The sequence below is a fragment of the Sphaerisporangium sp. NPDC088356 genome (genome assembly GCF_040685555.1).
In the GTDB taxonomy this organism is placed as follows: Bacteria; Actinomycetota; Actinomycetes; order Streptosporangiales; family Streptosporangiaceae; genus Sphaerisporangium.
In genome coordinates this window covers 75875-85056 of the sequence record NZ_JBFBIK010000019.1, presented here as the reverse complement: position 1 = coordinate 85056, position 9182 = coordinate 75875, and the positions used below count along the sequence as shown (strand labels likewise).

General features: G+C 70.8%; 10 protein-coding genes. 7 read left to right on the top strand and 3 right to left on the bottom strand.

Translation table 11 applies throughout. The features are described from left to right. Positions 1-155: 155 nt before the first annotated feature. The 3 genes from AB0O34_RS10435 to AB0O34_RS10425 all read left to right on the top strand — a co-directional run bounded on the left by AB0O34_RS10435 (position 156) and on the right by AB0O34_RS10425 (position 2707). Complete coding sequence (locus tag AB0O34_RS10435; protein ID WP_363914819.1) at positions 156-698, top strand: class I tRNA ligase family protein; 543 nt, start codon at positions 156-158, stop codon at positions 696-698. Positions 699-932: 234 nt separating this feature from the next. Beyond that, a complete protein-coding gene (locus AB0O34_RS10430; protein ID WP_363914817.1) occupies positions 933-2246 on the top strand; it encodes an FAD-binding oxidoreductase in 1314 nt (437 codons plus the stop codon). A gap of 80 nt (positions 2247-2326) precedes the next feature. Next, entirely contained in the window at positions 2327-2707 is a 381-nt protein-coding gene (locus AB0O34_RS10425; protein ID WP_363914815.1) for a hypothetical protein, read from the top strand. 96 nt (positions 2708-2803) lie between these two features. Here AB0O34_RS10425 and AB0O34_RS10420 read toward each other — a convergent pair whose 3' ends face one another. From AB0O34_RS10420 to AB0O34_RS10410, 3 genes are all read right to left on the bottom strand, one after another. Next, positions 2804-3595 (bottom strand): PadR family transcriptional regulator, encoded by a 792-nt coding sequence (locus AB0O34_RS10420; protein ID WP_363914813.1) that lies wholly within the window; start codon positions 3593-3595, stop codon positions 2804-2806. 129 nt (positions 3596-3724) lie between these two features. Then, positions 3725-4639 carry an SDR family oxidoreductase gene (locus AB0O34_RS10415; RefSeq protein ID WP_363914811.1) on the bottom strand — a complete coding sequence of 305 codons (915 nt, stop codon included), beginning with the start codon at positions 4637-4639 and terminating at the stop codon, positions 3725-3727. Positions 4640-4701: 62 nt separating this feature from the next. Continuing rightward, positions 4702-5475 (bottom strand): SDR family oxidoreductase, encoded by a 774-nt coding sequence (locus AB0O34_RS10410; RefSeq protein WP_363914809.1) that lies wholly within the window; start codon positions 5473-5475, stop codon positions 4702-4704. Between the two features lie 80 nt (positions 5476-5555). On the opposite strand from AB0O34_RS10410, the gene AB0O34_RS10405 reads away from it, so the two are divergent. The 4 genes from AB0O34_RS10405 to AB0O34_RS10390 are packed head-to-tail and all read left to right on the top strand — an operon-like array spanning position 5556 to position 9059. Then, positions 5556-6308: an enoyl-CoA hydratase family protein gene (locus tag AB0O34_RS10405; RefSeq protein ID WP_363914807.1), complete on the top strand. Its 753-nt coding sequence runs from the start codon at positions 5556-5558 to the stop codon at positions 6306-6308. Next, positions 6305-7168, top strand: coding sequence for a CoA-transferase (locus AB0O34_RS10400; RefSeq protein WP_363914805.1), 864 nt, complete (start codon positions 6305-6307; stop codon positions 7166-7168). The genes AB0O34_RS10405 and AB0O34_RS10400 overlap by 4 nt, the downstream gene beginning before the upstream one ends. Next, the gene (locus AB0O34_RS10395) at positions 7165-7947 is read left to right on the top strand and encodes a CoA-transferase (RefSeq protein WP_363914803.1); all 783 of its coding nucleotides are present in this window, start codon (positions 7165-7167) and stop codon (positions 7945-7947) included. Before AB0O34_RS10400 ends, AB0O34_RS10395 begins: the two co-directional genes overlap by 4 nt. Positions 7948-8000: 53 nt before the next feature. Further along, positions 8001-9059, top strand: a complete 1059-nt coding sequence (locus AB0O34_RS10390) for a nitronate monooxygenase (RefSeq protein ID WP_363914825.1) — start codon at positions 8001-8003, stop codon at positions 9057-9059. Positions 9060-9182: the final 123 nt, after the last annotated feature.

The window sequence follows — 9182 nt, the reverse complement described above, 5'->3', positions numbered from 1 at the left end:
GCACCGGCAAAGACCGCTGGACCTACACCTACCTCCCACACCGGAAAAGATCGCCAACCTCCACCCAGCTCCCACACCACCCCCGCCCACACCCCCGAACATGAAACCCCCGACCACAGTCACCGCACGTTCTAGGCATCTCTGGACTGTCATCATTGATCTTGTTTCGGAGTGATCAGTGGGTCTCGGAGAGCGCTGGCGGAGGAGCAGGCTGGCGTCCACGCGCTGGTCCGTTCGCTCGCGGCCGACAGCAGGCGCGCCTTGACGGAGCGAGTGAGGCCCGGAGCGGAACACCGCATACACCTAAGATCAGCAAGTCCAATGGCGTCACCGTCGACCCGGCCACGCTCGCCGAGGAGTACGGCACGGACGCCGTCCGCTGGTGGCTGGTGCGCGAAGTGCCCCACCTCGGAGACGCTGACGTCACCCTTGGCCGGCTCGTCGCCCGCACCGCGACGGCGACGAGCACACCGGGCGCCAACTGGACACGGTCCTGGACACGCTCATCCGAGCATGCCGGACAGTCGCCGAGTACCTGGCACCCTTCCTGCCCGACGCCGCGGCCCGCGTCACACGGCAGTGCTCAACCCTGGACGGACGGCTGCCCAACCCCTCACCGGTCTTCCAGAGGATCGCCACACCGGTCCGGTGACGACTGCCGGCGAGGATCTGGTTGTGGACAAGCCGCAAGTTGCTGACCAGTCAGTCCCAAGCTCTCCTCAAACGGTCTGGTGGACCGTGTCCGGTAGGCACCCACATGGATTCGGGGCCAGCCGGCAATCGGAACGCTCCAGCGGACCCCATATTCGGACCCCATATGAGGAGAAATAATAACTTCGCACAACACCGGACCCAGCACCGGCGACGACGGCGCCCAGGTCGGCCGGGAGGCAGGGCAGACCAGGGATCTCCGCAAGGCGGTGCGCGGCCGGGTGTCCGTACCCGGGGACAAGGGGTTCGAGACCGCGAGGCAGGCGTGGAACCTCTCGATCGACCAGCCGGTCAGTGCCGTCGTGCAGGTCGAGGACGCGGCCGACGCGGCCGAGGTGGTCCGGTTTGCCGTGCGGAACGGTTTCGGCGTCGCCGTCCAGCCCAGCGGTCACGGGGCCACGGACGGACTCGACGGGGAGATCCTCGTCCGTACGGGCCGGTTGGGCGGCGTGCAGGTGTGGCCGGAGCGGAGGCTGGCCCGGGTGGAGGCGGGCGCGTCCTGGGGCGAGGTGCTGGCCGAGGCGGGCAAGCACGGGCTCACCGGCCTCGCCGGCAGCTCGCCCGTGGTCAGCGCCACCGGGTTCACCCTCGGCGGCGGGCTGAGCTGGTTCAGCAGGCGGCACGGCCTCGCGGCCAACAGCGTGCGGGCGTTCGACGTGATCGACGCCGAGGGCGCGGAAAGGCGGGTCACCGCCGAGTCCGACGCCGAGCTGTTCTGGGCCCTGCGTGGTGGCGGCGGTGACTTCGCCCTGGTCACAGCCATGGAGTTCGAGCTGTACCCGGCCCCGAAGCTGTACGGCGGCCGCATGATCTGGCCGGCCGACCGGGCCGCCGACGTCCTCGCCGCCTTCCGTGACACCACCACGCAGGCGCCGGAGGACCTGAGCGTGTGGTTCGCGCTGCTGCAGTTCCCGCCCTTCCCCGAGCTTCCCGAACCGCTGCGTGGCCTGTCGGCGGTCGTGGTCGACGTCACGTTCCTGGGCGAGAGCGACGAGGCCCGCGCGCTGCTGGGCCGGTTCGACCGTATTCCTGGCGTGATCGCCGACACGCGGGGCGAGGTGGCGCCGCGCGACCTGGGCGGCATCTGCGCCGAGCCGACGTTCCCCTCCCCCTCGATGATGCGCGCCGAGCTTCTCGGCCGCTTCGACGACGCCGCCGCCGAGGCGTTCCTCTCGGCCACGGCGGCGGGCGCGGGCGCTCCGCTGACGTCCGTACAGATCCGCCATCTCGGCGGCGCGCTGTCGCGGCTCGCGCCGGACGCCGGGGCCTGCGGGCACATCGGCGAGCAGTACCTGGTCGGCGCGCTCGGGATCACGCCGACGCCGGAGGCCATGCAGGCCATCAGGGCCCGCCAGAACGAGCTGCGCCTGGCGCTGGCCCGGCACACCACCGGGATCAAGCCCTTCAACTTCCTCGCGCACGAGGAGAACGCCGCGTCCGCGTTCCCGGGTGACGTGCTGGCGAGGCTTCGCGCCGCCAAGCGCCACCACGACCCGCTCGGGGTGTTCCGCAGCAACCACCCTGTGCTGGCCTAAGGGCGACCAATGCCCGATTTGTCGCGAAGGTTCTTGGAAAGGACTCACAGCGGGTAAGAAGGCCATGACTGGGGGAAGTCATGAAAAGGATCACGACGGTCGTCGTGCTCGCCACGATGACGATGTTCGGTACGGGCGCGATGTTCGGTACGGGCGCGGCCGGGGGACCGCCGGGCCAGGAAGAGAAGCAGTCCGTCAGCAAGGATCAATACCGAATACTCATTGGTCAGTGCCGATACGCCGACACGACCAAGGAGCAGGAGGACTGCCGCGCGCGGGTCGAGGAGAAGTACGAGGTGGGCGCGCGGCCCAACCCCCACCTGGACTGCCGGACCTACTCCGGCGTGACCGTGTGCGGCGTGCTGAAGCTCAACGACCGCGAACAGCAGTGCGTACGGGAGTCCGTCGACAGCGGCCTGACCTATCGCCGGTCGGAGGTGGAGTGCTACGCCTTCCGCTGAGGGCCGGCGCCCCGGTCAGCCCGCTCGTCCTGAACATGCGCCCGTGGACCGGAGCCCCACTCCCGGGGCTCCCCCCTCGCGGCACCGCCAGTGGCCTCACAGCAGGTCGTAGAAACCGAACTCCAGGTACACCTCTCGCTGGATCTTCCCGTACAGGCGCTCGTGCGGGGGATAGAAACGCTTACCGCATTCGAGGTCGTCGAGGGCTGCCTTGATCTCGTCGGCGAGGTAAGGCCTGGCCTCACCGGGCGTCAGAACGGGCGCGTAGACGGCGCCCTTCGGCGCCTTCCACGACCGTATGAGCGCGTCGGGCACCTTCTCGCCGAGCCTGTACTCCTCGGCGTGGAAGGCCTTGGCTCCGCGCTGGGCGAGCGCGGAGGGTTCAGCTGAGTCGACGGCATAGCCCTTGTCCCTGAGGCAGCTTCCCATGGCCGCGCCGAGCTCGGCGAGCCGTGGATCACCGTCGATCTCGAGTCTGACGCGCTGGTCGATCCGGGCCGTCATCTGGTCGACCTGATCAACGTAGGGAGTCCACGTGCGCCGCAGGACGCGGCTGGTCACCACCGACCCGGCCCGCTGCATCCGCTGGGCTTCGGCCGATACCAGGCCGCCGCCCTGCTCAGTGAGCCTGAAGTAACGTCTCGGCCGCCCGTCGACGGCCTCCTCGCGGTCCACCACGATCAACCCGTTCGCCGACAGCCGGTCGAGCGCACCGTAGAGGGTGCCTACGGGTAGCTTGATGCGGTCGTCGGACAGTGTCAGGACTTGCTTGATGATGGCGTGCCCGTGAAGCGGCCCGTCGAGGAGCGCGGCGAGGATGAAATAGGTGGGCTCGCTAACCGAAGATGCTCCGGTGGCCATGGCCGAGACCAGCCTCTCGGACAACATGGTCCGGGCCCGCACGGCGTACTGCCGCAGCGGCAGGTGGTCGACCGCCCAGGCCTCGAACCCGGGGACGAAGCCGGGTCCCGTCAGCGCCGGAAGCTCCCGCAGCCTGCGGTTCTCGATCTCGGCGGATTACCCGTGTCCGGTGCCGTAGACCGAGTCGGGGCTCGGGGCGTCGGCGATGAGCTTGCCGACGGCCTCGCCGATCTCGTGGACCTCCCACCGGGCGCCCTCGTCCACGCCGGGCCCGTGGCTCCAGCCGGTGGCGATGGAGATCATGCCGCCCTCCACCTCGAACACCCTCCCGGTCACGTCCGCCGACTCGGCCGAGCCGAGCCAGACCACCAGAGGGGCCACGTTGGCGGGGTCCATGACGTCGAAGCCCGAGTCCGGGCGTGCCATCATCCCGGCGAAGACCTCCTCGGTCATCCGGGTGCGCGCGGCCGGGGCGATCGCGTTGACGGTCACGCCGTAGCGTCCGAGCTCGGCGGCGGCGGTGTGGGTGAGCGCGACGATCCCGGCCTTGGCCGCGGCGTAGTTGCCCTGCCCGACGCTGCCCAGCAGCCCGGCGCCCGAGGAGGTGTTGACCACCCGGGCCTCCACGGGCTGGCCTGCCTTCGAGCGCTCCCGCCAGTACGTGGCCGCGTGCCGCAGCGGCAGGAAGTGCCCCTTGAGGTGGACCCGGACGACGTCGTCCCATTCCTCCTCGGTCATCGAGACGAGCATGCGGTCGCGTACGAACCCCGCGTTGTTGACGAGCACGTCGAGCCCGCCGAAGGCGCTGAGCGCGGTCTTCACCAGCCGCCCGGCGCCGTCCCAGTCGGCGATGTCGTCGCAGTTGGCGACCGCCTGGCCGCCGAGGTCCCGGATCTCCTCAACGACGTCCTGCGCCGGACCGCCGGAGCGGCCGGCCCCCTGAAGACCGGTACCCAGGTCGTTCACGACGACCTTCGCGCCCTGCCGGGCGAACTCCAGTGCGTGCTCCCGCCCGATGCCACGCCCGGCACCGGTCACCACGACGACCCGCCCCGCACAGATACCGCTCATTCACCGTTCCTTTTCCGCCACGATCACTTAAGTTTCCCCACAAAAAGGCATATATGTCCAGATCAGGAAAGTTGTCGCCAAGCTGGAATCTCGCCGCCGCCGTGGACGTGGACCCGCGCGCCCGTCACGAAGCCCGGGGAGCCCAGCCACAGGCAGGCCTCCGCGACGTCCTGCGGCCTCGCCATGCGCCCCGCGGGCACGGTCGCGGCCACCTGGTCGAACGATCCGCCGTAGTGGCCTGCGGCGTTCTCGGTCTCGGCGAGGCCGACCACGACCGTGTTGACCCGTACGGCGGGCGCCCACTCCGCCGCCAGGCACTCGGCCAGATGGTGGAGCCCGGCCTTGGCCGCGCCGTACGCGGAGGTGCCGGGCGAGGGCCGGTCCCCGCTCACGCTCCCGATCATCACGATCGAGCCCGCGGACGCGGACAGGAGAGGGTACGCGCGCTGGGACACCAGCAGCGGGGCCGTCAGGTTGAGCTCGATGATCTTCGCGTGCAGGCGCGGGGACGTCCCGGCGAGCGGCGCGCCCGGTGAGCCTCCGGCGTTGTTGACGACCAGGTCCAGCCGGCCGTACTCCTGCTCGATCTCGGCGAACAGGCGGTCCACGTCGCCGGGGTCACGGACGTCCGCCGCGAGGTAGCGCGCCTGGCGGAACGGCCCCGTGCCCCCGCGCAGCAGGCCCTCGGGCTCCCGGGGCAGCTGGTCGGGCGGCTTGCGGGCGCAGACCACCACCTCGGCGCCGGCTCCGAGGAAGGCCGAGGCGATCCCCGCCCCGATGCCCTTGCTGCCCCCGGTCACCAGCACCACCCTGCCGGTGTAGTCGTAGCTCACCATCCGCACCACCGTCCCCGCATATGGCCGTCGTGCTACGGTACCAAGCAAGCGTTAGGTGACCCAAGGCTCGGTGAGGCGCGATGGGAATCACAGTGAGCGACGGCCCGATCGCGGAGGTCGTGGTCCACGTCCCCCCGGTCAACGCGCTGCCCGTCCAGGGCTGGTTCGACCTGGCGGACGCCGTGCTCGCCGCGGGACGCGACCCGGCGACACGGGTGGTCGTGCTCCGCGCGGAGGGAAAGGGCTTCAACGCCGGGGTGGACATCAAGGAGATTCGGCGCACCTCCGGGTACGAGGCCCTGGTCGGGGCCAACCGCGGCTGCTACGCGGCCTTCGCCGCCGTCTACGAGTGCGAGGTGCCGGTGCTGGCCGCCGTGCACGGCTTCTGCCTCGGCGGCGGGATCGGCCTCGTGGGCAACGCCGACATCGTCGTGGCCAGCGAGGACGCCTACTTCGGGCTGCCCGAGGTGGACAGGGGGGCGCTCGGAGCCGCGACCCACCTGGCGAGGCTCGTACCTCAGCACCTCATGCGGGCCATGGTGTACACCTGCCGCAACGTCACGGCCGCCGAGCTGCACCATCACGGCTCGGTGCTCGAGGTGGTGCCCCCGGACAAGCTGAGGGACGCGGCGTTCGAGGTCGCCGGCCAGATCGCGGGCAAGGACCCGTACGTCATCCGCCGGGCCAAGGAGTCGCTCAACGGCATCGACCCCGTCGACGTGAAGCGCGGTTACCGGTTCGAGCAGGGCTTCACCTTCGAGCTCAACCTGACGGGCGCGGGCGACCGCCACCGCGCCGCCTTCACCGACCGCGCCCGGGAGGAGCTCGGATGAGGGACAAGACCATGTCGGTCGAGGAGATCGCCGGGTCTCTGGAGAGCGGCATGACGATCGGGATCGGCGGCTGGGGGTCCCGGCGCAAGCCGATGGCCCTGGTCCGCGCGATCTGCCGCTCCGCGCTCCGTGACCTCACGGTGGTCTCGTACGGCGGGGCCGACGTGGGCCTGCTGTGCGCGTACGGCAAGGTGCGCAGGGTCGTGGCCCCGTTCGTCACGCTCGACTCGATCCCCCTGGAACCGCACTTCCGGGTCGCGCGGCAGACGGGCGCCGTGCGGTTCACCGAGTACGACGAGGGCATGTTCATGTTCGGCCTGCTCGCGGCGGCCCACCGGCTGCCGTTCCTGCCGACCCGGGCGGGCCTGGGCTCGGACGTCATGCGCGTGAACCCTGGCCTGCGTACGATCCGCTCGCCCTACGAGGACGGCGAGGATCTGGTCGCGGTGCCCGCTCTGACGATGGACGTGGCCCTGGTGCACCTGAACCGGGCGGACCGGCGGGGCAACGCCCAGTACCTCGGCCCCGACCCCTACTTCGACGACCTGTACGCCAAGGCCGCCGGCCGCTGCTACGTGAGCTGCGAGCGGCTGGTGGACACGGCCGACTTGCTGAAAGAAGGCCCGGTCCAGTCGCTGCTGATCAGCAGGTCGATGGTCGCGGGCGTGGTGGAGACGCCGGGCGGCGCCCACTTCACGACGTGCGAGCCCGACTACGGGCGCGACGAGGCGTTCCAGAAGAGCTACGTCACCGCCGCCACCGACCAGGACGCGTGGGCGTCGTTCCGCGAACGCTTCCTTTCCGGCGACGAGACCGCCTACCAGACCGCCGTACGCCGGGCACGCGAGGAGGCCCGATGACCCCCGGCCTCGCTTACGACGGCGCGCCGACGCGAGCGGAGGTCTGCGTGGTGGCCTGCGCGGAGGCGTTCAGGGGCGACGGGGAGATCCTGGCGGCGGGCGTCGGCGGGGCGATCACGGTCCTCGCGGCCCGTCTGGCGCGGCTGACGTTCGAGCCCGATCTGGTCACGCACGACGGGGTGTGCCTGCTCACCGGCGACGTTCCTCCTCTCGGCGAGGACCCGGAGGTGGTGGAGGGCTGGCTTCCGTTCCGCGACCACCTCTGGCTCGTGCTCCAGGGCCGCAGGCACGTCATGCTGGGCGCCGGCCAGATCGACCGGCACGGCAACACCAACATCTCGTGCATCGGCGACTGGGCCAGGCCCAGATCGCAGCTACTCGGCGTCCGCGGCGCTCCGGGGAACACGGTGTGCGACCCGACGAGCTACTGGATCCCCCGGCACTCGACCCGGGTCTTCGTCCCGAAGGTGGACATGGTCAGCGGCGTCGGGTACGACCGGGCGGCCGAGGCCGGGACGAGCGCCTCGCGCCACCACGACCTCCGTCGCGTCGTGACGAACCTCGCCGTGCTGGACTTCGCCACTCCCGATCGCTCGATGCGGCTGGCCTCGGTCCATCCGGGGGTCACGGTGGAGCAGGTCGTCGCGAGCACGGGTTTCGAACTCGCCATGCCCCGCGGCGGCGTACCCGAGACCCGCACCCCCGCCCCCGACGAGCTGCGCCTGCTCCGAGAGCACCTCGACCCGGGCTCCCTGCGCGACCGCGAGATCGCGAGATGACCTCTCCCCCGCAACCGGGCACGGCCTTCCCACCTGACCAACGAACCCGGGCACTGCGTACCCCGTTGACCGAGCTGGTGGGGTGCCGGTATCCGGTGGTGCAGACCGGGATGGGGTACGTCGCGGGCGCGCGGCTGGCTGCGGCGACGTCGAGTGCCGGGGGCCTCGGGATCATCGCCGCCTCCACCATGTCGGTCGGGCAGATGACCGACGCCATCAGATCGGTCAAGGACCGGACCGACGCGCCGTTCGGGGTCAACATCAGGTCCGACGCGGACGACGCCCGCGACCGGGTCGAGGTGATGATCCGCGAAGGGGTACGCGTGGCGTCGTTCGCGCTCGCCCCCCGGCGGGAGCTGATCGCCCGGCTCAAGGACGCGGGCGTCGTCACGATGCCCTCGGTGGGCGCCCGCCGCCACGCCGAGAAGGTCGCCGCGTGGGGCGTGGACGCCGTGATCGTGCAGGGCGGCGAGGGCGGGGGGCACACCGGGCCCGTCCCGACCACCCTGCTGCTCCCCCAGGTTGTCGATGCCGTGGACGTCCCGGTGGTCGCGGCGGGTGGGTTCTTCGACGGGCGAGGCCTGGTCGCGGCGATGGCGTACGGCGCGGCCGGGGTGGCCATGGGAACGAGGTTCCTGCTCACCTCGGACTCGACCGTGGGTGAGGAGGTGAAGAAGCTCTACCTCGGGGCCTCGGACACGGTGGTGACCACCCGGGTGGACGGCGTGCCCCATCGGGTGCTGAAGACCTCCTTCGTGGAGTCACTCGAAACCGCGGGCCGGCTCAGGGGCCTGGCCCGGGCCGTGGCCAACGGGGCGCGGTTCAAGAAGATCTCCGGCCTGACCTGGGCCGAGATGATCCGTGAGGGACGCCGCATGAGACACGGGCGCGACCTCACCTGGGCCCAGGTGATCCAGGCCGCCAACACCCCGATGCTGCTCAAGGCCGCCATGGTCGACGGCAGAGCGGACCTCGGCGTGATGGCGTCGGGCCAGGTCGTCAGCGTGATCGACGATCTCCCCAGCTGCGAGGACCTCATCACCCGCATCATCATCGAGGCACAGACCGTACTGACCACCCTCTCCGCGACGGACGACCCCCACCCGCGCTGACCCGAGACGCGGCACGGACGAGCCCACTGTGCCCGCTCGCGGCATCGCCGCTCGGTTCCCGTGAGCGGAGGGGGCTGAGGCCGCCGCTGGCGCACTGGTACCACGGCCTGACGGGCGGCGAAT